21 protein-coding genes and 2 pseudogenes are annotated in these 23,691 nt (G+C 73.5%); 9 read left to right on the plus strand and 14 right to left on the minus strand.

Annotation, left to right across the window (positions count from 1 at the left end; translation table 11 throughout):
* Positions 1-63 precede the first annotated feature (63 nt).
* On the plus strand, positions 64-615 hold the full coding sequence (locus QQK22_RS01350; protein ID WP_284248826.1) for a GNAT family N-acetyltransferase: 552 nt from the start codon (positions 64-66) through the stop codon (positions 613-615).
* A 123-nt stretch (positions 616-738) separates the two neighbouring features.
* On the opposite strand, the gene QQK22_RS01355 is transcribed toward QQK22_RS01350, so the two are convergent.
* The 3 genes from QQK22_RS01355 to QQK22_RS01365 are packed head-to-tail and all read right to left on the minus strand — an operon-like array spanning position 739 to position 2,801.
* The gene (locus QQK22_RS01355; protein WP_284248829.1) at positions 739-1,227 is read right to left on the minus strand and encodes a hypothetical protein; all 489 of its coding nucleotides are present in this window, start codon (positions 1,225-1,227) and stop codon (positions 739-741) included.
* Positions 1,173-1,625, minus strand: a complete 453-nt coding sequence (locus QQK22_RS01360; RefSeq protein ID WP_284248831.1) for a hypothetical protein — start codon at positions 1,623-1,625, stop codon at positions 1,173-1,175. The genes QQK22_RS01355 and QQK22_RS01360 overlap by 55 nt, the downstream gene beginning before the upstream one ends.
* A gap of 9 nt (positions 1,626-1,634) precedes the next feature.
* A complete protein-coding gene (locus QQK22_RS01365; RefSeq protein WP_284248833.1) occupies positions 1,635-2,801 on the minus strand; it encodes an ROK family protein in 1,167 nt (388 codons plus the stop codon).
* Between the two features lie 74 nt (positions 2,802-2,875).
* On the opposite strand from QQK22_RS01365, the gene xylA reads away from it, so the two are divergent.
* From xylA to QQK22_RS01380, 3 genes are read left to right on the plus strand one after another with little or no spacing between them, the layout of a single operon-like run.
* Positions 2,876-4,057 (plus strand): xylose isomerase, encoded by a 1,182-nt coding sequence (xylA, locus tag QQK22_RS01370; protein ID WP_284248835.1) that lies wholly within the window; start codon positions 2,876-2,878, stop codon positions 4,055-4,057.
* A 10-nt stretch (positions 4,058-4,067) separates the two neighbouring features.
* The gene (gene xylB, locus QQK22_RS01375) at positions 4,068-5,537 is read left to right on the plus strand and encodes a xylulokinase (protein WP_284248837.1); all 1,470 of its coding nucleotides are present in this window, start codon (positions 4,068-4,070) and stop codon (positions 5,535-5,537) included.
* A gap of 47 nt (positions 5,538-5,584) precedes the next feature.
* Positions 5,585-6,265, plus strand: coding sequence for a DedA family protein (locus QQK22_RS01380; RefSeq protein ID WP_284248840.1), 681 nt, complete (start codon positions 5,585-5,587; stop codon positions 6,263-6,265).
* Between the two features lie 35 nt (positions 6,266-6,300).
* Here the strand turns inward: QQK22_RS01380 and QQK22_RS01385 are convergent, their stop codons facing one another.
* The gene (locus tag QQK22_RS01385; protein WP_284248843.1) at positions 6,301-6,954 is read right to left on the minus strand and encodes a uridine kinase family protein; all 654 of its coding nucleotides are present in this window, start codon (positions 6,952-6,954) and stop codon (positions 6,301-6,303) included.
* Between the two features lie 161 nt (positions 6,955-7,115).
* On the opposite strand from QQK22_RS01385, the gene QQK22_RS01390 reads away from it, so the two are divergent.
* Entirely contained in the window at positions 7,116-7,532 is a 417-nt protein-coding gene (locus QQK22_RS01390; RefSeq protein ID WP_284248845.1) for a hypothetical protein, read from the plus strand.
* Between the two features lie 58 nt (positions 7,533-7,590).
* On the opposite strand, the gene QQK22_RS01395 is transcribed toward QQK22_RS01390, so the two are convergent.
* The 10 genes and pseudogenes from QQK22_RS01395 to QQK22_RS01440 all read right to left on the minus strand — a co-directional run bounded on the left by QQK22_RS01395 (position 7,591) and on the right by QQK22_RS01440 (position 16,298).
* A complete protein-coding gene (locus QQK22_RS01395; RefSeq protein WP_284248847.1) occupies positions 7,591-8,409 on the minus strand; it encodes a TspO/MBR family protein in 819 nt (272 codons plus the stop codon).
* A 79-nt stretch (positions 8,410-8,488) separates the two neighbouring features.
* Positions 8,489-9,577, minus strand: a complete 1,089-nt coding sequence (locus QQK22_RS01400) for a sugar kinase (RefSeq protein WP_284252471.1) — start codon at positions 9,575-9,577, stop codon at positions 8,489-8,491.
* Positions 9,578-9,643: 66 nt separating this feature from the next.
* A complete protein-coding gene (gene eda / locus QQK22_RS01405; protein WP_284248849.1) occupies positions 9,644-10,279 on the minus strand; it encodes a bifunctional 4-hydroxy-2-oxoglutarate aldolase/2-dehydro-3-deoxy-phosphogluconate aldolase in 636 nt (211 codons plus the stop codon).
* A 61-nt stretch (positions 10,280-10,340) separates the two neighbouring features.
* Positions 10,341-11,138 (minus strand): IclR family transcriptional regulator, encoded by a 798-nt coding sequence (locus tag QQK22_RS01410; protein WP_284248852.1) that lies wholly within the window; start codon positions 11,136-11,138, stop codon positions 10,341-10,343.
* Between the two features lie 255 nt (positions 11,139-11,393).
* Positions 11,394-12,194, minus strand: coding sequence for an ABC transporter ATP-binding protein (locus tag QQK22_RS01415; RefSeq protein ID WP_284248854.1), 801 nt, complete (start codon positions 12,192-12,194; stop codon positions 11,394-11,396).
* Complete coding sequence (locus tag QQK22_RS19110) at positions 12,184-12,441, minus strand: ABC transporter ATP-binding protein C-terminal domain-containing protein (RefSeq protein ID WP_431310176.1); 258 nt, start codon at positions 12,439-12,441, stop codon at positions 12,184-12,186. The genes QQK22_RS01415 and QQK22_RS19110 overlap by 11 nt, the downstream gene beginning before the upstream one ends.
* 21 nt (positions 12,442-12,462) lie before the next feature.
* Positions 12,463-12,950 (minus strand): annotated as a pseudogene (locus QQK22_RS19115) (ABC transporter ATP-binding protein); the annotation flags it as partial.
* A 295-nt stretch (positions 12,951-13,245) separates the two neighbouring features.
* Positions 13,246-13,926: pseudogene (locus tag QQK22_RS01430) on the minus strand (branched-chain amino acid ABC transporter permease); the annotation flags it as partial.
* A gap of 208 nt (positions 13,927-14,134) precedes the next feature.
* Entirely contained in the window at positions 14,135-15,019 is an 885-nt protein-coding gene (locus QQK22_RS01435) for a branched-chain amino acid ABC transporter permease (protein WP_284248856.1), read from the minus strand.
* Between the two features lie 7 nt (positions 15,020-15,026).
* The gene (locus QQK22_RS01440) at positions 15,027-16,298 is read right to left on the minus strand and encodes an amino acid ABC transporter substrate-binding protein (RefSeq protein ID WP_284248858.1); all 1,272 of its coding nucleotides are present in this window, start codon (positions 16,296-16,298) and stop codon (positions 15,027-15,029) included.
* Between the two features lie 273 nt (positions 16,299-16,571).
* Here QQK22_RS01440 and QQK22_RS01445 point away from each other — a divergent pair, with 273 nt between their 5' ends.
* From QQK22_RS01445 to QQK22_RS01460, 4 genes are all read left to right on the plus strand, one after another.
* Complete coding sequence (locus QQK22_RS01445) at positions 16,572-16,895, plus strand: LacI family DNA-binding transcriptional regulator (RefSeq protein WP_284252477.1); 324 nt, start codon at positions 16,572-16,574, stop codon at positions 16,893-16,895.
* Entirely contained in the window at positions 16,808-17,557 is a 750-nt protein-coding gene (locus QQK22_RS01450) for a substrate-binding domain-containing protein (protein WP_284248860.1), read from the plus strand. The genes QQK22_RS01445 and QQK22_RS01450 overlap by 88 nt, the downstream gene beginning before the upstream one ends.
* A gap of 659 nt (positions 17,558-18,216) precedes the next feature.
* The gene (locus tag QQK22_RS01455; protein WP_284248862.1) at positions 18,217-22,509 is read left to right on the plus strand and encodes a PQQ-dependent sugar dehydrogenase; all 4,293 of its coding nucleotides are present in this window, start codon (positions 18,217-18,219) and stop codon (positions 22,507-22,509) included.
* Between the two features lie 90 nt (positions 22,510-22,599).
* On the plus strand, positions 22,600-23,652 hold the full coding sequence (locus tag QQK22_RS01460) for a LacI family DNA-binding transcriptional regulator (protein WP_284248864.1): 1,053 nt from the start codon (positions 22,600-22,602) through the stop codon (positions 23,650-23,652).
* Positions 23,653-23,691 lie beyond the last annotated feature (39 nt).

The following is a 23,691-nucleotide window of genomic DNA, read 5'->3' on the forward strand; positions in this document are numbered from 1 at the left end:
GCACCTCACGACGGGACACCCGCACCTCACGACGGGACACCGACCCGCCCGTAGGGTCGGACGATGATCGCCTGGCACGCCGTCCGCGAGACCGACCTCAGCACTGAGGAGCACACCGGCCTCGCGGCCCTCCTCGCCCGCGCGTTCCCCGACACCGACATGTGCGGCCGCAGCTGGTGCTCCGAGCGCCCCGAGCTCCGGCTGATCGGTACCGACGCCGGCTCCGACGAGCCCGACGACACCGCCACCCCCGTCGCCCACCTCGCCGTCCTGCGCCGCTTCGTGCGCGTGGGCGAGACTGACGTGCTGGTGGCCGACACGGGGCTGGTCGCCGTCGACCCCGACCGCCAGGGCCGGGGGATCGGGGCGCAGCTCCTGGCCGAGGCCGCGCAGGTCCTGGGCGGTCTCGGCGTCCCGCACGGCTTCCTCACGACGGGCCCGGACCGCGAGGCGTTCTACGCGCGCGGCGGCTGGCTCCGGACCCCGACCCAGCTCACGCGCACCATCGAGCGCGACGAGAGCCTCCAGGTCTGGACGGGGCCGTCGCTCCACCTGCCGCTGGGCCACGCACCCTTCCCGGCCGGCGAGATCACCCGCGACGGCTACGAGGTGTGAACGGGTCCTCCGCCGCGACGAGCCCGAGCCGCCCCCAGCCCCCTCGTGGGGAAGGTCCGCAGGCTCAGGCCTGCGGAACTTCCCCACGAGAGACTCTCGGGGTCGGGTGCTGCTCGCCGCGCCTCAGTCCTCGAGCCGGTAGGCGCCGCTCGCGTCGGTGAACAGCGCCGTCTGCCCCTCCTGCGCGGCCTGCACGAACTCGGCCGTCCACGGCGCCGACCGCAGGAACGTCTCGACGGCCACGAACTCGTGGTTGCCGTTGTCCTGCATGTACTCCGGCGACTCGTAGCCCGTCACCGACTGGAACACCCCGTCGTCCAGGGTCACCCAGCGCGGCGGGTGCTCGGCATGCATCTTCGTGCGGATCACCACGGAGCGGTCGCGCGGCGGACCCGAGCGGCGCTCGGCCGGGTCGGAGCCCGACGGCGCAGCACCGGCCCCGCCAGCCCCGCCATCGGCCCCGCCACGCGTCACGTCGACCAGCGCCTCCTCCGACCCCGAGTCCCCGACCAGCGCGTCCCAGCCGCGCTCGGCCACGACCGCCGCCTCGGCGTCCGTCAGCAGCCGCAGCGTGCGGACGTGCCCGACGACGGTGCCGTCTGCCTCGCGCACGTCGTCGAGCTCTGCGCCCCAGCGCGACGGCGTCGCGACGATCGCGCTGATGGCGGTGCCGGCCAGGAACGGCTGGTCGTTGCGCCACGGCGCCCCGACCGGGGAGTACGACGGCGGCCGGCGACGTCGTCGCACACGATCCGCAGCGCCACGAGCGCCGCACCCTCCTGCCCGGGCACGACCTCGACCGCCAGCTCGACCGGGAGCCCCGAGTCGACCGGCAGCCGCGCCACACCGGCGGTCAGGAGCAGTCGCGTCCCCGAGGGCAGGTCCTTCGCGAGCACCATGACGGACCCGCCGATCCGCTCGTCCAGCACGCGCGGCGGCAGCCCGAGCGCGTCGAAGACGTGGGTCGGGAAGGCCTCGGACGGGTGCACCAGCGGGGTCGGCTCGCTCATCCTCCGACGCTAGCGGGCGCCCGCGGCCAGCAGCGGTTCGGGATCGGCCAGCGCCGCGAGCACCGGCGCGAGCGCCGCGCCGTGCAGCCCGGGATAGTCGCGCACCGCGGCCGCGCTGACGTCGACGGGTGCCCACGGGTGCGCGAGCACCCGGGTCTCCAGCTCGGCCACCAGCGCCGGCCGCAGGCCGGGCAGCGCCTCGCCGAGACCCCCGCCGACCACCACGGCGGCGACGTCGAGCACGTTGATCGCGCTCGCCAGCGCGATCCCGAGCGCGCGGCCCACCTCGTGCGGCGCGAGCCGCGCCACCGCCTGCGCGCCCGCGTACTGCTCGAGGCACCCCGTCGCGCCGCACCGGCAGTCGGGACCGTCGGGGTCGACCACGACGTGCCCGAGCTCGCTCGCGAACCCGTGCACCCCGCCCTGGACCACGCCGTCGACCACGTGCGCGCCGCCCACGCCGACCCCGCCGGAGATGTACAGGAAGGTGCTCGCGGGGCGCGCGTGCGACTCCGCGAGCGCCGCCAGCGACGCCTCGTTGCCGATGGTCACCGCCACGTCCGGGTCCACCTCGCGCAGCACCGCCGCGGCGTCGACGTCGAGCCACCCCAGGCGCGGCGCGTCCAGCACGACGCCGCGGCGCACGATGCCGGGGACGGCGAGCGTCACGCCGAGGAGGGCCAGGCCGGGGTGGGCGGCGCGCGCGGCCGCGAGCGTCACGCGGGCGAGCTCGACGGCGGAGGCCAGGGACGCCGTCGGCGCACCGGCCGCGAGATCGCCGCGCACCTCGCGGAAGGCGAGGCGCTCACCGCGCAGGTCGACGACGCTGGCGCACAGGTGGTTCGCGCCGATCTCGAGGCCCAGGCCGACGCGCGTGGCCGAGGCGAGGCGCACGGGTGAGGCGGGGCGGCCGACGCTCCCGGAGGACGACGGCGCAGGCGCCCACTCCAGCAGGCGCGCCGCGATCAGGGGTTCCACCAGGCTCGAGACGGTGGCGCGCGTCAGGCCCGTGGCGGCGGCGACGTCGGCGCGCGAGATCGTCCCGGCGGCCGCGACCTGCGCGACCACCAGCGCGAGGTTCTGGCTGCGCAGCCCCGCCTGGCGCGCGGCGCCCTCCCGGCGCGCGGCACCCGGGGCGACCCGGCGCGGGGGTCGGGGCTCGCCGTCGACGATCACGCCTTGACGGTAGCGCACCCGCGCGCCTAAGTTCAGCGAGTAAACCAATCTCGACGACGAGCGAAGAGGCAGTGATGGTGCGCGCAGCAACCCCTGAGGAAAAATTCAGCTTCGGCCTGTGGACCGTGGCCTGGGCGGGCAAGGACCAGTTCGGCGACGCGACGCGCGCCGACCTCGACCCGGGCGCCTACCTCGCCCCGCTGGCGGAGGCGGGAGCGTGGGGCGTGACGTTCCACGACGACGACGTCGTGCCGTTCGGTGCGAGCGACGCCGAGCGCGAGCGCATCCTGGGCGACTTCAAGAAGGCGGCCGACGCCGCGGGCCTGACCATCGAGATGGTCACGACCAACACCTTCAGCCACCCCGTCTTCAAGGACGGCGGCTTCACCGCCAACGACCGCGCGGTGCGCCGCTTCGGCCTGCGCAAGGTCATCCGCAACGTCGACCTCGCCGCCGAGCTCGGCGCCTCGACCTTCGTGATGTGGGGCGGCCGCGAGGGCGCCGAGTACGACGGCTCCAAGGACGTCAACGCCTCGCTCGACCGCTACCGCGAGGGCATCGACACCGTCGCCGGCTACATCAAGGAGAAGGGCTACGACCTGCGCATCGCGCTCGAGCCCAAGCCCAACGAGCCCCGCGGCGACATCTTCCTCCCGACCGTCGGCCACGCGCTCGGCTTCATCGCCGAGCTCGAGCACGGCGACATCGTCGGTCTGAACCCGGAGACCGGCCACGAGCAGATGGCCGGCCTCAACTACACGCACGGCATCGCCCAGGCGCTGTGGTCGGGCAAGCTCTTCCACATCGACCTCAACGGTCAGCGCTCGATCAAGTACGACCAGGACCTGGTGTTCGGCCACGGCGACCTGCTCTCGGCGTTCTTCACGGTCGACCTCATCGAGAACGGCTTCCCCAACGGCGGCCCGACGTACGACGGCCCGCGCCACTTCGACTACAAGCCCTCGCGCACCGAGAACTTCGACGGCGTGTGGGCCTCCGCGAAGGCGAACATCGACACCTACCTGCTGCTTGCCGAGAAGGCGAGGGCCTACCGCGCCGACCCGCGCGTGCAGGCCGCGTTCGAGGCCGCCGGGCTGTTCGAGGCCGCGAAGCCGACGCTCGCCGAGGGCGAGACCCTCGCGGACCTCCTCGCCGACCGCAGCGCGTTCGAGGACTTCGACGCCGACGCGTCGGGCGCCCGCGAGACGAACTACGTCGCGCTGAACCAGCTCGCGCTCGACCACCTCATCGGCTGAGGGGCACGCCATGACGCTGGTCGCCGGGATCGACTCCTCCACCCAGTCCTGCAAGGTCGTCGTGCGCGACGCCGAGACGGGCGCGCTCGTGCGCCACGGCTCGGCGCCGCACCCGAGCGGCACCGAGGTCGACCCCCGGGCGTGGTGGGACGCGCTCGAGGTCGCCGCGCGGGCGGCGGGCGGGCTCGAGGACGTCTCGGCGATCAGCGTCGGCGGCCAGCAGCACGGCATGGTCGCGCTCGACGAGGCGGGCGAGGTCGTCCGCCCCGCGCTGCTGTGGAACGACAGCCGTTCCGGCGGTGCCTCGGCGGACCTCGTGGCCGAGCTCGGCGCCCAGGCGTGGGCGGAGGGGACCGGCACGGTGCCGGTCGCCTCGATCACGGCGACCAAGCTGCGCTGGCTCGCCCAGCACGAGCCCGAGAACGCCGCGCGGGTGGCGGCCGTCTGCCTCCCGCACGACTACCTCACCTGGCGCCTGACCGGATCGACGTCGCTGGCGGACCTCGTCACCGACGCCTCCGACGCCTCGGGCACCGGCTACTACTCGGGTGCCACGGGCGGCTACCGGCGCGACCTGCTGGCGCACGCGTTCGGGCGCGACGACGTCGTGCTGCCGCGCGTCGCGGGACCGCGCGAGGCCGTGGGGGTGGCGACGGCGCTGCGGGCCGGTGCCGCCGTCGAGGGCGGTGCGCTCCTCGGTCCCGGCGCGGGTGACAACGCCGCCGCGGCGCTCGCCCTCGGGCTCGGCCCGGGTGACGTCGCGATCTCGCTGGGCACCTCGGGGGTCGTCAGCGCCGTCGTCGCGCAGCCGGTGGCCGACCCGAGCGGCACGGTCGCCGGGTTCTCCGACGCGACCGGCAACTTCCTGCCCCTGGTCGTGACAGTCAACTGCGCGCAGGTGCTCGACGCCGCGCGCCGCGTGCTCGGCGTCGACGTCGACGAGCTCGCCGCGCTGGCGCTCGCGGCCCCGGCCGGTGCCCAGGGCGTGGTGCTCGCCCCCTACCTGCAGGGCGAGCGCACGCCGAACCTGCCCGACGCCACCGGTGCGCTGCACGGGCTCACCCTCGAGAACTGGACGCGGGAGAACGTGGCGCGCGCCGCGTTCGAGGCGATCGTCAGCGCGCTCGCCGTCGGGATCGACGCCGTGCGCGACCTCGGGCTCGACGTCGCCTCGATCCGCCTCCTGGGCGGCGCGGCGAAGTCGCCCGCGCTGCGCCAGGTCGCGCCGAGCGTGCTGGGCAGCGACGTCCTGCTGCCCGCGGCGGGGGAGTACGTGGCCGACGGCGCGGCGCGGCAGGCCGCGTGGGTGCTGGCTGCCCAGCGTGACGGCGGTGACGGTGACACGGCGCTCCCCGCGTGGGAGACGGGCGCCGTCGAGGTCGCGAGCGCGCCCGCCGCCCCGCACGTGCGTGAGCAGTACGCCCGCGCCGTGCCGCTGCACCTCGACCGCGCGGCGGGCGACGGGCCCCCATCCGGCTGACGTACGGTGTGCGCACCGTCCCGAGCGCACCAGGAGAACCCGTCACGATGCCCGTACCCCCGATCCTCGCCGCGACCGAGACGCACCCCGCCGAGGGGTACGACGGCTTCATCGGCTGGGTCCTCGGCCTGATGGAGTCCCTCGGGGAGGTCGGCGTCGGCATCGCCGTGCTGCTCGAGACGTTCATCCCGCCGATCCCGTCCGAGGCCGTCCTGCCCGTGGCGGGGTTCCTCGCCTACGAGGGACGCATGAACGGCTGGTGGGCGTGGGTCGCGGCGACGCTCGGCGCGCTGGTCGGTGCGTGGCTGTGGTGGCTCATCGGGCGCGCGCTCGGACGCGACCGCACGCGACGCATCGTGGGCGCCATCCCGTTGATGGACACCGACGACTTCGACCGCGCCGAGAAGGTGTTCCAGCGCTGGGGCACGACGGCGGTCCTCGTGGGTCGCTGCGTGCCGCTCGTGCGCTCGTTCATCTCGATCCCGGCCGGCATCGAGCGGATGCCGTTCTGGACGTTCTCGCTCTACACGACCCTCGGCTCCGCGGTCTGGAACGGCATCTGGGTCGGGCTCGGCGTGGCGTTCGGACCGGCGATCAAGCCGATCCTCGAGGAGTGGAGCGGCATCCTGTCGAACGCCGTCCTCGTGGTGATCGCGCTGCTGGTCGTGTGGTTCGTGGTGTCGCGGCTGCGGCGCCGCCGCAAGCAGCGCGAGGTCGCGGCCGGCTGAGGCCTCTGCTCTCGGTGCTCAGCTGCGCTCGGTGCTCAGCCGCGCTCGGCCTCGACCAGCTCGCGCAGCCGCCGCGCCGCGGCCGGCTGGGGGAGCGCCTCCAGCCCGCCCGCGCGCCAGCCGCGCACCATCGCCGGCTCGGCCAGCGTGAGCGCGACGCCGCGCCGCACCAGCGCAGGGAGGGGCTTGCGCGCCTCGCCGACGTCGCGCGCGAACCGCCGCACCGCCGTCGTGATCCGGGACTGCTGGAGGTAGAACGCCCCGGCCAGGACGCCCTCGGCCCGCAGCGCACCGGCGATCTCCGCCGCGAAGATGCCCTCGGCGACGACGGCGGGGGCCCCCGAGATGTCGATCGTCTCGCTCCCGGTCCGGCGCGAGGTGGGGATGTCGTAGACCGGCAGCTCGAGGCGGTCGCCCCGGCACGCCTCGACGAGAGCGGCGACGGCGGCCGGCGCGTCCCAGGTCGCGGGGGAGTCCCAGTCGACGATCCCGTGCCGCCGCGGCAGACCCGGGTGGTCGTGGTCGCGGTAGAAGTCGTCGAGCCGGATGACGGGGACGCCGAGGCGGTGCGCGATCGAGCTCTTGCCGCTGCCGGAGGCGCCCGCCAGGACGACCACCCGTCGCAGCGGGACGCGGGCCTCGTCCGGGAGGTCGAACAGCGTCGGGTCGGACGGGGCATCCTGCGGCACCCGGGGAGTTTACCGGGGAGCGCCACCCGCCCGGCGCGGGGCGGGGTCGCGGCGGCGTGATCCTTGCGCCAGCGCTGCGGGCCTGGCCATAGTGGCCACGGCACCACCCGCACCAGACCGCGCGGCCCCGGCCGCGACCATCCGTGAGAGAGGGCGAGACCGTGAGCGAGCAGGGCTTCTTCGACAGGCTGAAGGACAGGGCCGAGCAGGTCGCGGACGACGTGCGTGAGAAGGCGGGACCCGCGCTGGAGCAGGCGCGCGAGAAGGCCGGGGCAGCGTTCGCCGACGCGAAGGAGAAGGCCGGTCCGGCGCTGGAGCAGGCGCGGGAGAAGGCGGGGCCGGCGCTCGAGAACGCGCGCGAGCGGGCCGGCGAGCTGTTCGACGTGGCGAAGGAGCGCGCGGGCGAGGCGGTGGCTGACGTGCGCGAGCGTTTCGACGGCGCCGGTGACGGTGGTGCTGACGCCGTGCCGGGGACCCCGGAAGCGGCCGAGCCGCCGGCGCCGAGCACGCCCGTCACCCCGGTGACGCCGTCGGACGTGCCGCCGACCACCCCGCCGACCCCGCCCTCGCAGGACTGACGGCTCGCCCGAGCAACGCAGTCCACGGCCGCTCCATCGTTCGGGTGGGGCGGCCGGTTCAGGCGGTGCGCGCCGCCGTCGGACCGGTGTCACCGCGCACGAGCGCCACGACGCCCGCGACCGCCACCACCGCGGCCGCGGCGAGCGCGCCGACGACGGCCGTCGGGTTGTCCGGCCCGTCGGTGAGGCGCCCGACGGCGATCCACGCCAGCCCCCACGTCGCCGTGAGGGCGGCGCCCACACCCACCGTCCGCCGTCCGGCGCGCAGCGCCACCCCGCCGCAGACGAGCGCCGCGACGGCGAGCACGACGCCGACCCACACCGCCTCCGGCAGGAAGCCGAGGTCCAGGTCGGAGAAGCTGAGGACGGCCGTGACGTTCGCGACCGTCGCGACGCACACCCACCCGAGGTAGATGCCCACCGTCCCGCCGAGGACGACGGCGTCGAGGCGCGGCGCCGTCGGGAGCCTGCGCAGCCGCACCAGGCACACGGCGAGCACGGCCACGAGCGCGGCGATGATCGGCACCGTCAGGCCGAGCAGTCCCACCTGGGCGGCGCAGATCCACGCGGCGTTGAGCACCATGCTGGCCAGAACCCACCAGCCCAGTGCCCGGTGGTGCGGCGACGCCGCTCGCGACGGCAGCGCGTGCAGCACCGCCGTCGCGATCAGGGCGAGATAGATGACGCTCCAGACCGAGAACGCGCCCGTGCCCGGGGCCAGGGGCGTCGCCGTCGCGGCCAGCGCGCCGCTCGAGGCGTTCTGGATCTCGGTGCCGCCGAAGGCGCCGGAGCCCCATCCGGCCGCGACGATCGCACCGGCACCCCCGACGACGAGCGCGATCTGCCGGACCCTGTCTGCTGCGGTTGCGTGACTCATGCCTCCAGCATCGCGCGGGGACGCACGGGAGGCGAGGGCTGCGTCGTCGCGACCCCCGCCCCCTCGGCTGCAGCGGGTCTCAGCGGTCGACGCGCGCGTTCCCGCCGCCGGCCAGCTTGAGCACCTCGGCCTTCGTGACCATCGTGGTGTCGCCCGGCGTCGTCATCGCCAGGGCGCCGTGGGCGGCGCCGTACTCGACCGCCGTGGCCAGGTCCTGACCGTCCAGGAGCCCGTAGATGAGACCGGAGGCGAAGGAGTCGCCGCCGCCGACGCGGTCGAGGATCTCCAGGCCGGGCCGGTGCGTCGCCTCGACGACGCCGGTCTCGCGCGACCAGGCGAGCGCGCCCCAGTCGTTGATCGTGGCGGAGCGCACCGTGCGCATCGTGGTGCCGATGACCTTGAAGTTCGGGAACGCGTCGGCCGCCGTCGTGATCATGGACTTGAACGAGTCCGTCTCGAGGTGGGAGAGGTCGGCGTCCGCGCCCTCGACCTCGAACCCGAGCGAGGCGGTGAAGTCCTCCTCGTTACCGATCATCACGTCGATGTACGGGGCGATCGCGCGGTTGACCTCCTGCGCCTTCGCCTGGCCACCGATCGACTTCCACAGCGAGGGGCGGTAGTTGAGGTCGTAGGAGACGATCGTGCCGTGCTCCTTCGCCTTCTGGACGGCGGTGATGACGGTCTCGGCGGAGACCTCCGACAGTGCGGCGAAGATGCCGCCGGTGTGCAGCCAGCGCACGCCGTACTCGCCGAACAGGCGGTCCCAGTCCACGTCGTCGGCCCGCAGCTGCGAGGCCGCGGTGATGCCGCGGTCGGAGACGCCGACGGCGCCGCGCACGCCGAAGCCGCGCTCGGTGAAGTTCAGGCCGTTGCGCACGGTGCGCCCGATGCCGTCGTAGGGCACCCACTGCACGAACTCGGTGTCGAGGCCGCCGGTGAGGATGAGGTCCTCCACGAGGCGACCGACCTCGTTGTCGGCGAGCGCGGTGACGATCGCGCCGCGCAGACCGAACGCGCGCCGCAGACCGCGCGAGACGTTGTACTCGCCGCCGCCCTCCCAGGCGCGGAAGCTGCGGGCGGTGCGGATGCGGCCCTCGCCCGGGTCGAGGCGCAGCATGACCTCGCCGAGCGAGACGGCGTCGAAGCGGCAGTCGGCCGCGGGGCGGATGTCGAGGGGGTGCTCACGGGGTGCTCCTGGAGGTGGGGGACGGCGGTGTCGGTCGGGCGGTGTCGGTCAGGCGGGGCGCAGCGACCGGGCGAGGTCGACGGCGGTGCGCGTCAGGTCGGTGATCGCGTCGAACTCGTGGGCGGCGACGGTCGCGGCGGGCACCATCCAGGACCCGCCGACGGCGACGACGCTCGGCAGCGCGAGGTAGTCGCCGAGGTTGGCGGGGCCGACGCCGCCGGTCGGCACGAAGCGCACGTCGCCGAAGGGCGCCGCGAGCGCCTTGATGGCGGGGGCGCCGCCGGACGTGCCGGCCGGGAAGAACTTCACGGTGCGCAGGCCGAGCTCGAGCGCGGCCTGGATCTCGGTCGCGGTGACGGCACCGGGCAGGACGGCGACGCCGTGCTCCTGGCAGCGCTCGACCACGGCGCGGCTCGTGCCGGGGGAGACGACGTACTGCGCGCCGGCCTTGACGGCGACGTCGACCTGCTCGGGGGTGAGGACGGTTCCGGCGCCGACGAGGATGTCGCCGCGGTCGGCCATCGCTCGGATCGCGTCCGGGGCGGCGGCGGTGCGGAAGGTGACCTCGGCGACGGGCAGCCCACCGGCGACGAGTGCGCCGGCGAGGCCGTCGGCGTCGGCGGCGTCCTGCAGGACGACGACCGGCACGAGGGTGGCGGCGGAGAGCTGGGAGAGGACGTCCACGGTGACTCCAGACTGTGGGGTGTTGCGCTAGGCGGAACGCGCGTTGCGCTCAGTGGTGAGTCTAGCGCGTTGCGCGCCCGCGGGCGGACGGTCGGCGGCTAGTCAGTCGTCGCGAGCACGAGGCCGGGGGCGCCAGCTCGCCGAGCACGCGGCGCACGGTCGCCACGACGGCGGGCAGCCGCTCGCCGTCGAGACGCTCGGCCGGGACCGTGACGGACACGGCGGCGACGGCGTTCGCACCGCGCAGGAGGGCGACGGCGACGCACGCGATCCCGGGCTCGTTCTCCTCGCGCTCCTGCGCGTAGCCGGTCGTGCGGGCCGCGGCGACGGCGTCCCACGTCCGCCCCCGCGCGTCCGGGTCCGCGCCGGGGTCGAGGTAGGAGTCGAGGGACTCGCGCGTCGGGGCGCGGCCGGCCAGGAGGGCCCGGCCGAGCGCCGTCGTCGCCGCGGGCATCCGGCGGCCGACCGCGGACCACACCCGCAGCGGGCGCTCGGGCTCGACCTTGTCGAGGTAGACGACGTGCGTGCCCACCAGGGTCCCGAGGTGGACGAGCTCGCCGAGCTCGCGCGAGATCGCCACGAGGGCGGGGTGGAGCGCCGAGGCGAGGCTCTGCTCGGCGAGGTAGCCGTCGCCCAGCGTGAGGGCGGTGGCGCCGAGGCGGTAGGCGCCGCCGTCGGGATCCTGCGCGACGAAGCCGCGAAACCGCAGGGCCGTCAGCGCGCGGTGCAGCGTGGTCTTGTGGACGCCGACGCGGTCGGCGAGCACGGCGAGCGACAGCCCGTCCGCTCCGGCGGCGGCGAGCTCCGTGAGCGCCAGCAGCGCGCGGTCGATGCTCTCGACGGGGGAGGCCTCGGTCATGCCCCCACTGTCCCAGACGCCACCCCTCGACTCACCCGCCCATCTACCCACCGCTCTCACCCCACTCCCGGCGAGAATGCGCTGGGCTGCTGTATCGGTGCGATACGGCAGCCCAGCGCATTCTCGAGCTCGGCGCCACCGGCCGAGAATGCGGTGCGCTGCTGTATCCGGGGGATAGGGCAGCCCGGCGCATTCTCGGCCCGCGGCGGGGCGCGGCGGGGCGCGGTGGGGCGGGGCGGGCGAGGACCGAAGCCGTCAGGCGTCGGCCTTCACCTCGCCCGGTCGTCCTCCCAGGTACAGCTCGGACAGCTGCGGGTCCGCGAGCAGCTCGGGCGCCGGGCCGGTGATGTGCACCCGGCCGAGGTCGAGCACGCAGCCGATGTCCGCCGTCTCCAGGGCGCGCCGGGCGTTCTGCTCGACGAGGAGGACGGCGACGCCGGCGTCGCGCATCCGCACGACCTGCTCGAACACCTTCGTGGTGGTCTTCGGGTCGAGACCCATCGAGGGCTCGTCCAGCAGCACGACCTTCGGGCTGACCATGAGCGAGCGGGCGAACTCGACCTGCTTCTGCTGGCCGCCCGAGAGCAGACCGGCCAGCTGCTTCCAGCGCTCGCCCACGATCGGGAACAGGTTCTGCACGAACGCGACCCGCTCGGCGATCTGCGCCTTGTCGCGCAGGCTGTAGGCACCGAGCATGACGTTCTCCTGGACCGTCATCTCGCGGAAGACGCTGTGGCCCTGGAGCACGTGCGCCAGGCCCGAGCCCAGCATCTGCTGGGGTCCCTGACCGGTGACGTCCTTGCCGCCCACGAGGATCTTCCCCGAGGCGGGCTTGAGCAGGCCGCTCGCGACCTTCAGGACGGTGGACTTGCCGGCACCGTTGGGACCGACCAGGCAGACCACGGTCGAGGCCGGCACGCGGATGGTGAGGCCGCGCAGCACCATGGCGGCCCGGCCGTAGCCGGCCTGCACGTCGTCCAGGACGAGCAGGTCGCCGTCGTCACCCCCGGCTCCGGCGGGTGAGGCGTGCTTCGGGGTCGAGGTGTCAGACGCCAAGGTAGGCCTCCAGGACTCGCGGGTCGGACTGGACGATGTCGGGGGTGCCCTCGGCGATCGGGGCCCCGCGGTCGAACACGACGACGTGGTGGGACAGGCTCATCACGAGGTCCATGTTGTGCTCGACGATGAGGAACGTGGTGCCCTCGGCGTTGAGCTCCTGCACGAGCGAGCCGATCCGCCCGATGAGCGAGGGGTTCACGCCGCCCGCGGGCTCGTCGAGCATGATCGTGTCCGGGTCGCCCATGAGGACGCCGGCGAGCTCGAGCAGCTTCTGCTGGCCGTAGGACAGGTCGCGCGCCTCGGAGTTCTCGAGGTGGTCGATGCCCACGCGGACGAGGAGCTGCCGAGCCTTGGCCACCTCGGCCTCGGTGCGGGCCGGCGCGAGCAGGCCCTTGATCCCGGTGCGCCGGACGGCGACGAGCACGTTGTCGAGCACCGTCATCCGGGGAAGATCCGGCACAGCTGGAAGCTGCGCCCGATCCCCGCGTGGGCGATGGCGTGCGGGGCCCTGCCCGTGATGTCGCGGTCCTTGAACGTGACCGTGCCCGAGTCCGGCTTGATCATGCCGGTGACGCAGTTGAAGAACGTCGTCTTGCCGGAGCCGTTCGGGCCGATGAGGGCGTTGATCTTGCCCTCGTGGAAGGTGACGTCGGCGCCGTCGACGGCGCGGACGCCTCCGAAGACCTTCGTCAGGCCGCGCGTGCTGAGGTTCGAGACGGCGGTGGTGGTCGCCGGTGCGGCGGTGGCGGTCATCGCTTCCCCCGGGGTTCGTGGTGGTGGCCGTCGGTGGCGTGGCCGCGTCCTCGTCCGCCGCGCCCTCGCGCTCGACGGGCCTGCCCGCGAACACCGAGGCGCCGCTGACGCCGGCCGCGCGGTTGCGCTCGGCCAGCTCGGCCGCCGTCATCTCGCGGATGGAGGAGGACTGCGGGCCGAACCGCTTGAGCAGGGACTGCACGGCCGGGATGATCCCGTCCGGCATGAACAGCACGACCAGGGCCAGCAGGAGTCCGGTGGCCACGAGGTGGAACTGCGTGTCACCGAACTGCAGCTTGAAGACCTCCAGGCCGATGCCGACGATGATCGCGCCGACCAGCGGGCCCCACAGGTTCCGGATGCCGCCGAGCAGCGCCATCAGCACCATGTAGGAGCCGAGCAGGATCGAGAACTGGAAGATCGGGTCCAGGTCGCCGAACCACAGGGCGTACATGCCGCCGGCGAGGCCGGTGAACGTCGCGGAGATGACGTAGGCGACCAGCTTGTAGTTGCGGGTCGGGATGCCGAGCGCCTCCGCCTTGTCCTCGTCCTCGCGGATCGCCTTGAGGCCGATGCCGAAGCGCGAGCGGTTGATCGCCCACCACAGCAGGAGCATCACCGCCAGCAGCGCGGCGAAAAGGTAGAAGAACACCTGGTGGTGCACGGGCCGCAGCAGGTCCGGGAACGGGCGGGGGACCACGAGGCCGTTCGAGCCGCCCGTGAAGCTGCCCCAGCCCTGGAAGACCAGCAGCATGATGAGCACGAACGCGATCGAGACGATCACGAAGGACGCCCCGCGCACCCGCAGGGCGGCGATGCCGACCGGCACGGTGATGACCGCGACGATCACGCCGGCCAGCGCCCACGCCACGAAGGAGGGGAGTGCGGCGTCGCGGATCAGGATGCCGGTGCCGTAGGCGCCGAGACCGAACCAGGCCGCGTGGCCCAGCGAGATGTAGCCCGTGAACCCGCCCATGAAGTTCCACGAGGTGGCCGTGCAGGCGTAGGACAGGATGACCACGCCGGCCGAGAGGATGTAGGCGTTCGGGGCGGCCGAGGGGAAGAGTGCGACGACCACGAGGCCGACGGCGAGGGCGGCACCGGCGAGGATCTTCCGGTTCCGGGACGTGCCGGACGGCGCGGGGCCGGCCGGTGCGGCGCCGCGCACGGGCGCTGCCAGGGTGTCAGAAGCGTTGGGCAAGGCGACCTCCGAAGAACCCCTGCGGACGCACCATGAGCGTCACGAACAGGGCGACGTAGAAGATGGTCTGCGCCCAGGTGGTGCCGAGCGGGACCTGGAGCAGGCTCTGGCCCACCCCGAGCACGAGGGCGGCGATGGCCGCCCCCGGGATGGACCCGAGACCGCCGACGACGATGATCGCCATGAGCGGGCCGATCCAGTGCCAGTGGAGCGAGGGGTAGATCGTCGCGTCCAGCGAGAGCGCCGTGCCGCCGAGCGCGGCCGTCGCGAGGCCGAGGCCGAAGCCGAGACCCGCCACGCGGTCGGTCCGGATGCCCACGAGCTGGGCGGCCTCCGGGTGCTGGATCGTCGCGCGCAGCGCCTGCCCGAAGCGGGTGTGCTTCATGAGCAGGTACAGCGCGAGCAGCGACAGGGCGGCGAGGCCGAAGGCGATGAGCTTCACGACGGCGATGCGCGCCCCGAAGATCTCGAGGCTCGCGCTCGAGTACGGCAGCTGGATGCGACGCTGCGTGCCGCCCCAGACGAAGCCGATGACGCCCTCGATGGTGAGCGCGACGGCGAACGTCAGCAGCACGGACATCATCGTGAGGGTCGCCGGCCGCAGTCGCGTGATGAGCAACCGCTGCATGAAGACGCCGATGCCGAAGAACAGGGGCACGGTGACCACGAGCGTGAGCAGCGGGTCGATGCCGAGCTCGGTGTTGGCGTACCACGCGAGGTAGGCCGCCAGCACGAGGAACGAGGCGTGCGCGATCATCACGACGCGCATGACGCCGAAGTAGAGCGTCAGACCCGCTGCCAGGAGGGCGTAGAGCCCTCCCAGCAGCACGCCCAGGATCAGGCTCTGGAGGAGGAGTGAACCGGTCACGCGTCGATCACCAGGCCGGCTTAGGGAAGATGAGCTCGGCCTCGGCGGCGTCGGCCGGGAGGACGATCTCGATCTGACCGTCGACGTACTGCTGGATGAGGTGGGCGCCCTGCGGCTTGCCCGTCTCGTCCCAGGTCAGCGGACCGACAACGGTCTCGACCTCGTTGTCGCGCAGCCAGTCGATGAGCTGCTGCTGGCACTCGCCCTGCTCGGCGCAGCCGACGGCCTCGACGGCCGCGGCCACGACCTGGCCGGTGGTGTAGGCGTTCGCCTCGTCCTCTCCGGGCGGGTTGCCGTGGATCTCGGTGTACTTCTCGACGAAGTCGACGTTCGAGGGCCAGCTCGCGTCCGGCGTGTAGCCGGTCGGGGAGAGGATGCCCTCGGTGCGCGAGCCGATGGCCGCGGAGAACTCCGGGTTGGTCGGCGCCGTCGAGAACGCGGCGATCTGCGGCTGGTAGTTGAGCTGCTGCAGCGCGACGATCAGGTTGACCGCGTCCTGGTACTGCGTGCCGCCGATGACGACGTCGGCGCCCGAGTCCGCGATCTTGGCGGCGATCGGCGAGAAGTCGGTCGTGTTGGGCGGGTAGACCTCGTCGGCGACGATCGTCAGGCCACCCTCCTCCAGCTTGTCGCGCAGGCCGTAGGCGGTGCCCTGGGCGAACGGGTCGTCCATGGAGGCGACCGCCACGGTGGTGGGGCGCTCGCCGTCGGGCATCGCGAGGATCTGCTCGGCGAGGTAGTTGTAGTGGTCCTCGGCGATGGCCGGGGCGGCGTAGAAGAGGTTCTCGAAGCCCTGCTCGAAGACCTCGGCGGCGGCGCCGGCCGGCTCGACGAAGAGCATCCCGTACTCCTCCGCCACGCGGGCGGACGGCACCACGAGGCGCGTGGAGAACGGACCGAAGACGAGGTCGACCTCGTCCTGGGCGATCAGCACCTCGTAGTCGGCGACGACGCGGTCCGCGTTGGACTGGTCGTCGAGGATCTTGAGCTCGACCTGGCGCCCGAGGAGCCCGCCGTTCTCGTTGACGATCTGCGCCCAGGCCTCGTACCCGCGCTGCACGCCCTTGCCGGGCTCGGAGAAGTCCCCGGTCAGCGGGAGCGAGATGCCGATGGTGATGGGGGAGTCGGTGTCGTCACCGCCGCCCCCACCCCCGCCCCCGGCGGTGGCGCAGGCCGAGAGGCCGACGAGCGCGGCGGCGGCAGCTGCGGCCGTGAGGGCGCGGCCGCGGCCGCGTCGGACGGTGCTGGTGCCGCGGGTGCGGCGAGTGAGTGGTGCCACGGCTGGTTCTCCTACCTCGTCGTAAGAAGGTGGTGCTGGTCCCGCTGCGCCCGATCGACCTCGATCTTGGAAAGCGCATTCAGAAAGCGGTTACTGCACAGTAGGCTGCGGATGTGATCCACGCAACACCGATGTTGCGAACGGCTCGATCGTGATCACATCGAGATGGTGTCGGAGCCTGGAGGGCGTGCGATGGCGCACCGGTGGCGAGCTCAGCAGGAGGGTCGGGGCGCGGCGGCGCCGCGGTTGACGGACGTGGCGCGGTTGGCGGACGTGTCGATCGCGACGGCGTCGCGCGCCCTGTCGGGTTCGGGCGTGGTCTCGCCCGCGCTGACGACGCGCGTGCTCGAGGCGGTGGACGCGCTGCGCTACACCGTGAACCCGCACGCGCGCTCCCTGGCGGGCGGCGCGACGTCGGTGATCGGTCTGATGGTCTACGAGATCGACGACCCGTACTTCGGGGAGATCGCGGGCGGGGTGATCCAGGTGGCGGGGGGCGCGGCTGGAGCGTGCAGGTCAGCCACCAGGACCGCGAGGCCGCCAGCGACCTCGCCGGGGTGCGGCTGCTGCGCGCGCAGCGGGTGGGGGCGCTGGTGATCGCCGGGTCGGGCTACCGCGACCCGGCGAAGAACGCCAGCGTCAACGCCGAGCTGGAGGCCTACGCGGCCGCCGGCGGTCGGCTCGTGGCGATCGGGCGCCGCGACCTCGACTGCGACGCCGTGCTGCCGGACAACGCCGGGGCGGCCAGGGCCGCGGCCGAGCACCTCATCGGGCTCGGCCACCGCCGGATCGGCGTCGTGTCCGGGCCCGAGACCCTGACGACCGTCGTGGACCGGGGGCGCGGGATCGAGGAGGCGGCGCGCACGGCCGGGATCCCCGACGTCGTGTGGCAGCACGCGGGCTTCACGCGCGACGGCGGCCGGGCTGCGACCGCCCGGTTGCTCGAGGAGCGCCCCGACGTCACCGCGATCATCGCGCTGAACGACACGATGGCGATCGGGGCGCTCTCGGTGCTCCGCGAGCGTGGGATCGCGGTCCCCGGTGCGGTCTCGGTGACCGGGATCGACGACGTCCAGGTGGCGCAGGACGTCGCGCCCGCGCTGACGACGGTCCGGCTGCCGATGGCCGCCATGGGCCGGCACGCGGCGCACCTGGCGCTGAGCCCCCGGCCGAGGCGCCCAGGATCGTGGAGGTCGAGCACGAGCTGGTGGCCCGCGCCTCGACCGCCCCACCCCCTGACTGCCCGCCCCACCCCCTGACCTCCGCGAGAGCTTTGCCGACCCTCCGCGAGAGGATCGCCGACCCTTGCCGAGAGCCCTGCCGACCCTCCGCGAGAGGATCGCCGACGGTACCCCCGGGGCGGTCCGGTCGCGCCCGAGGCCGGACGGGCCCGCCGTCGCCCTCGCTGTGAGCGGCTGGGTCTCGCTGACAGCGGCCAGGTGCGTCCCGACGGTGGCGCTCGCGGCGTCGTCGCAGGTCAGGCGGGTGAGGGTGCGGGGCTCGTTGCGCCCAGCCGCTGTGGGCGAGACCCAGCCGCTGTGAGCGAGGGGTGGGTGGGCGGTCGGCCGGTCGCGACGGGGCACGGGCCCGCCCTCGGTCAGCGAGGAGGCCGCCGTGCCGCCGTGCCGCGCTGCCGCTGTGCCGTCGTACCGCAGAGCGGTGGCGCCTCAGCGCCCGCAGTGCCTGCCGTGCCGCCGAGCTGCGGGAGGGCCCGTCGAACGGCGACGCCGTCGGGCCCAGCGTCCGGGCCGCGCCGCCCCTCGATCGCACCGCCGGTCGGCCCGCGCCGGGTGCCGAACCGCTGCCGAGATCGTTCGGTGGAAAACGAAGGGGAAAGCGCCAGCCCGTTGCGGGGCTCGCTGACCCGTGTCAGGGTGGCCGAGCGTGAAAGCGCTTCCCAACGATGAGGAGCCGGACGATGACGTCAGCACGACCCCGCACGACCCCCTGGAGAGCCGGCCTGGCGCTCTCCCTCTCGACGGCGCTCGCCGTCACCCTGGCAGCGGTTCCCGGGGCCGCCGCCACGGCCGCACCGGCTGACGCTCCCGGAGCCGCCCCACCCGCACCCGAGGCTGCCGAGGCCGCACAGGCCGCCGACGCCGCGGGCTTCACCGAGCACCTCGACTTCGAGGACCTCACGGTGGGCCCGCTGGACGGTCAGGACGGCTGGACCTCCCACCCGGCCGGCCAGGTGATCCTCGACCCGGTGAACCAGAACAACCGCGCCCTCGAGCTGACGGGGGGCAACCGGTCCGCGCACCGCGCCGTCACGCCGATCGAGGACGGCACCACCGGCACGGTCTTCCTCCGCATGCGCCGGGACGCGTCGTCGGACAACTCCTTCGGCCTCACCGACGTCGACGCGCCCTCGAGCACCAGCCACAGCCGCGCCTACGTCAACAACCAGAACAGCGACGTCCTCAAGGTCCGCGACGGCGGCGCGTTCGCCGACGTCGGCACCTGGTCGGAGGACGTGTGGCAGTGCGTGTGGATCGTGGCGGACAACGCCGCGGACCGCGTCACCGTCTACACCCAGGGCGGCATCTACGACGAGCAGACGCGTCTGCCGGCCGGCGCCGAGCAGACGTTCGGGTTCCGCGAGGCCGTCGACGGCGCGCTGGACCGCTTCTTCTGGATCAACGGCGGCAACAGCAACGGGCGCATCATGCTCGACGACGTCGCGATCGACCCGAGCGCGGCCAACCTCGCGCTCCCCACCGGCAACCCGGGTGACTGCGAGACGGCGCCCTCCCAGGAGCAGCCGCTCGAGAACCCGCTGCCGGACCCGACCCCGGTCAGCCTCGGCATCGAGGTCGAGGAGCTGGCCCAGCTCCCCGCCTCCACCACGACGCCCGAGACCCAGGACCAGCGCCTGATCCGGCACAACCGCGTCCAGCACGTCGACGAGGTCCCGGACGGCTCCGGCCGCCTCGCGGTGCCCGACATGAACGCCATCCTCTACACGGTCGACGAGGAGACGGGCGACTACGTCGACTACCTGAACGTGCGCGAGCGCTTCATCGACAACTTCCACAACCACGCCGGCCTCGGCACGGGCCTCGGGTTCGCCGAGTTCCACCCGGAGTTCGCCGAGAACGGGAAGTTCTACACCGTCCACACCGAGGCGGGCTCCGCCCTCACGGAGGACACCCCCGACTTCCCGGCCTACGGCGGCACCGGATTCCACAGCGTCATCACCGAGTGGACCGCCACCGACCCCGCGGCCGAGCGGTTCGAGGGCACGAGCCGCGAGGTCATGCGCGTCCCGTTCGCCGGCCGCGTGCACACCGTGCAGCAGATCGCCTTCAACCCGACGGTCGAGCCCGGCGACGCCGACTACGGCAACCTCTACATCCTCGTGGGCGACGGCGGCAACGGCGTCAACAACTCCAACCCGCAGGACCTCGCCACCCCGCACGGCAAGATCTTCCGCATCGACCCGCTCGGCAGCGACAGCACGAACGGCGAGTACGGCATCCCGGCCGACAACCCCTTCGTCGACGACGAGGGCGCGCTCCCGGAGATCTACGCCGTCGGCATGCGCGACCCGCACCGCATGAGCTGGGACCTCGGCGGCGAGCACACCATGTACATGGCGCACATCGGCGAGTGGCAGGTGGAGTCGGTCTACGCCGTCGAACCCGGTGACAACTTCGGCTGGTCGGAGCGCGAGGGCTCCTTCGTCGCCCGCGACCGCCAGATCTTCCCGCTCCCGGCCGACGACGCCGAGGTGAACGACTTCACCTACCCGGTCGCGGCCTACGACCACAACCGCGACCCCGGCCAGACCGGTGACGCCGGCGTGGCCGTGAACGGCGGGTTCGTCTACCGCGGGGACATCGAGGCGCTGCAGGGCAAGTACCTGTTCACCGACCTCGTGCGCGGCTGGGTGCTGTCCACCGAGGCCGACGAGATGGTCCGCAACGCAGGTGACCCGGCCGACCTGGCCGAGATCTCGGAGCTCAAGGTGTTCGTCGACGGCGAGGAGACGACCTTCCAGGAGCTGGTGGGGGACACCCGCGTGGATCTCCGCTTCGGGTCGGACGGCGAGAACCAGCTCTACCTGGTCTCCAAGGCCGACGGGAAGATCTGGAAGGTCGTCGGCGCTCGCGAGGGCGAGGTCGAGCCGCCGTTCGAGGCCGCACCGCAGGTGCTGCCCGAGCTGGCCGAGAGTCTGGTGGCGCACTACGACTTCGACACCCCGCTCGCGGGTGACGCCACGAAGGAGACCGACCGCGGCGCCTCCGGCACCGCGCTCGACCTCGTCAACGGCGGCGTCGAGATGCGGGTGCGCGACTCGGCCTACCCGAGCGCCGGCAACGCGCTGCAGACGCAGCAGCTGAGCAAGGGCGTCGCGTCCAACGACGACTGGAAGGCCGGTGTCTACGACGTCGACGGCGTGGCCTCGCTGGGCAGGTTCAACGGCGCCGACGCCACGAGCATCATGGGCTGGTTCAAGCCCATGGGCGAGATGCCGGCGCTCAACTCGAACACCGAGGACCCCGCGGACCGCTTCAACGCCGTCGGGCTCGCGGGCATCCTCTCGGGTACCTCGGACGGCCACGCCGTGCGAGCGCTGCTCGAGGTGATCAACGTGAACGGCGAGCCGCACGTGGTCGGGCTCGCGCGCAGCGTCGACAGCGGGTCCTCCTGGACGTACGCGGCGGAGCTGCCGTGGGAGGAGATCCTGCGGAAGGGCGAGTGGGTGCACCTGACCGCGACGTTCGACTTCGCGGGCGGCTCGATGGCGCTGTACATGAACGGTGAGCCGCTCGAGGGCTTCTACACGAGCGCGACCAACCCGTGGGGCGAGGGCGGCACGACCGACTCCGACCCGCGCGGCATCAAGATCGGCGGCAGCTTCCCGCAGAACACCCGGGAGCAGAACCCGTTCAACGGCCGCATGGACGACCTGATGTTCCTGGACTCGGCCGTGACTCCTGCGCAGGTCGCGGCGCAGTACGCGCGCTACGGCGTCACCGAGCAGCCCGAGCCGACCGTGCCGCAGTGCGCGACCGGGGGCGTCGAGCTCACGGACGTGATGGCCGGGGAGAACTGGGCCCCGCGCACGCCGGCGAAGTGGCAGTTCCCGGGCGAGGAGATCGTCCTGGTGGAGGCGGGCACGAACCCGGACGACGGCATCCGCCGCCCGTTCGAGTACGCGATCCTCTCCGAGGGCCCGGTGCTGGGCGACGTCGACCTCACCGCCCAGGTGCGGCTCGACGAGCCCGTCTCGGTCAACAACCGCGACGTCATCCTCGTGTTCGGGTACCAGTCGGACACGGAGTACTACTACGCGCACCTGAGCCAGGACAACCGCATCTACCCCCACAACGGGATCTTCAAGGTGGACGGCGCCGACCGCGAGCGCATCGACGACCAGTGGGACGGGACCGTGGGCGCCCCGCCCGCCGTCACCGATGACGACTGGCACGACGTGCGCCTCGTGCACTGTGCCGACACGGGCGAGATCGCCGTCTGGCTCGACGGTCTGGAGCGCCCGCTCCTGACTGCCACGGACGACACGTTCACCTCGGGTCGCGTCGGGTTCGGCTCGTTCGACAACGTCGGCCGCATGCGTGACCTCACGGTGCGCGCGACGGCGGCCACCGAGCCGCCGGCGCCCGTCACCTTCGTGGACGTGACGCCGGAGACGAAGTTCGCCGCGGAGATCTCCTGGCTCGCGCAGCGCGGGGTCACCCGCGGCTGGGAGCTCCCGGACGGTACGCGGGAGTTCCGCCCGGTCACCCCGGTGGCGCGCGATGCGATGGCGGCGTTCCTGTACCGGCTGGCCGAGGAGCCCGAGTTCGAGGCGCCGGACGTCTCGCCGTTCACCGACGTCGCGACGGACAACCAGTTCTACAAGGAGATCGCCTGGCTCCACGCCGAGGAGATCTCCACGGGCTGGGCCAACGGGGACGGGACGTACTCCTTCCGCCCGCTCGAGCCGATCGCGCGCGACGCCATGGCGGCGTTCCTGTACCGCTGGGACGACGGCCAGGACTCCGGTGTCCCGACGCCGAGCGTCTCGCCGTTCGACGACGTCGCCACGGACAACCAGTTCTACACGGAGATCGCGTGGCTCGCCGAGACGGGTGTCGCGACCGGCTGGGTCGGGGAGGGCAACGACGGGACGACGATCTTCCGCCCGCTCAGCCCCGTCAACCGCGATGCGATGGCCGCGTTCATGTACCGGCTCGTGAACGACTGACGAGTCGCACCCCCGGCGGCGGGGCCCACCCCTCGAGGTGGGCCCCGCCGTCGTCCCCGTACCAGCCACGAATCCACCTAGGGTGACCCCATGCGCGATCGAACGACCCTGAGCGACGTGGCCCGGGAGGCGGGCGTCTCGCTCGCGACGGCGTCCCGCGCGATCAACGGTTCGGCCGACCGGTCGGTCCGGCCCGAGCTCGTCGCGCGCGTGCGCGCCGCCGCGGAGGCGCTGCACTACAGCCCGGACGCGACGGCGCAGGCCATGGCCCGCGGCCGGACCACCACGCTCGGCCTCCTCGTGCACGACATCGCCGACCCGTACTTCTCGGCGATCGCCTCCGCCGTCGTCCGCACGGCCGAGGCCGAGGGGCTGCAGGTCTCGCTCGCGACGACGCAGAACGACCCCGCCCGCGAGGCCGCCCTGCTGGACCTGGTGCGGCGGCAGCGGGCCCGCGCCGTCGTCATCGCCGGCGGGCGGTCGGCCGGTGCGGATGCGGAGCGCGACGGCGCCGACCCGGCCTCCTCCGCCCTGACCGACGCCCTGACGGCGCTCGCGCGTCAGGGCGTCGGCGTGGCCGCGATCGGCCAGCCGGTCCCGGGGGTGGCCTCGGTCGCCGTCGACAACGCCGGCGGCGCCGCGGCGCTCGCGGACGCGCTGCTCGGGCGCGGCTACCGCCGGTTCGCGCTCCTGGACGGCCCGGCCGACCGCGTCACCGCCCGCGACCGGCGTGACGCGTTCGAGGCCGCTGCGCGCGCCGGGGGTGGCGACGTCGTCGCCCGCGAGCGCACGCCCTTCACCTGGGAGGGTGGCCACGAGGGCCTCGACAGGCTCGCGGACGCGGGTGTGCTCGCCGAGGTCGACGCCGTCGTCGCCACCAACGACGTGATGGCGCTCGGGGCGCTGGCCGCCGCCCGGGCCCGGGACCTGAGCGTGCCCGGCGACCTGGCCCTGGCCGGGTTCGGCGGGATCTCGACGCTGCGCGACGTCGTGCCCGGCCTCACCACCGTCGCGGTGCCGATGGAGGAGCTCGGGGTGCGCGCGGTGCGCCTCGCCCTGGGCGACCCCGCGACGACCCGCGACGTCGTGGAGCAGGTGGGCTGCGACGTCGTGCTGCGCGACTCGACGCCACCGCTGGACTGACCTCGACCTGTTGACGGGCGGGACGGTCGCCAGTAAGTT

The sequence above is a fragment of the Litorihabitans aurantiacus genome (assembly GCF_030161595.1).
Lineage (GTDB): Bacteria > Actinomycetota > Actinomycetes > Actinomycetales > Beutenbergiaceae > Litorihabitans > Litorihabitans aurantiacus.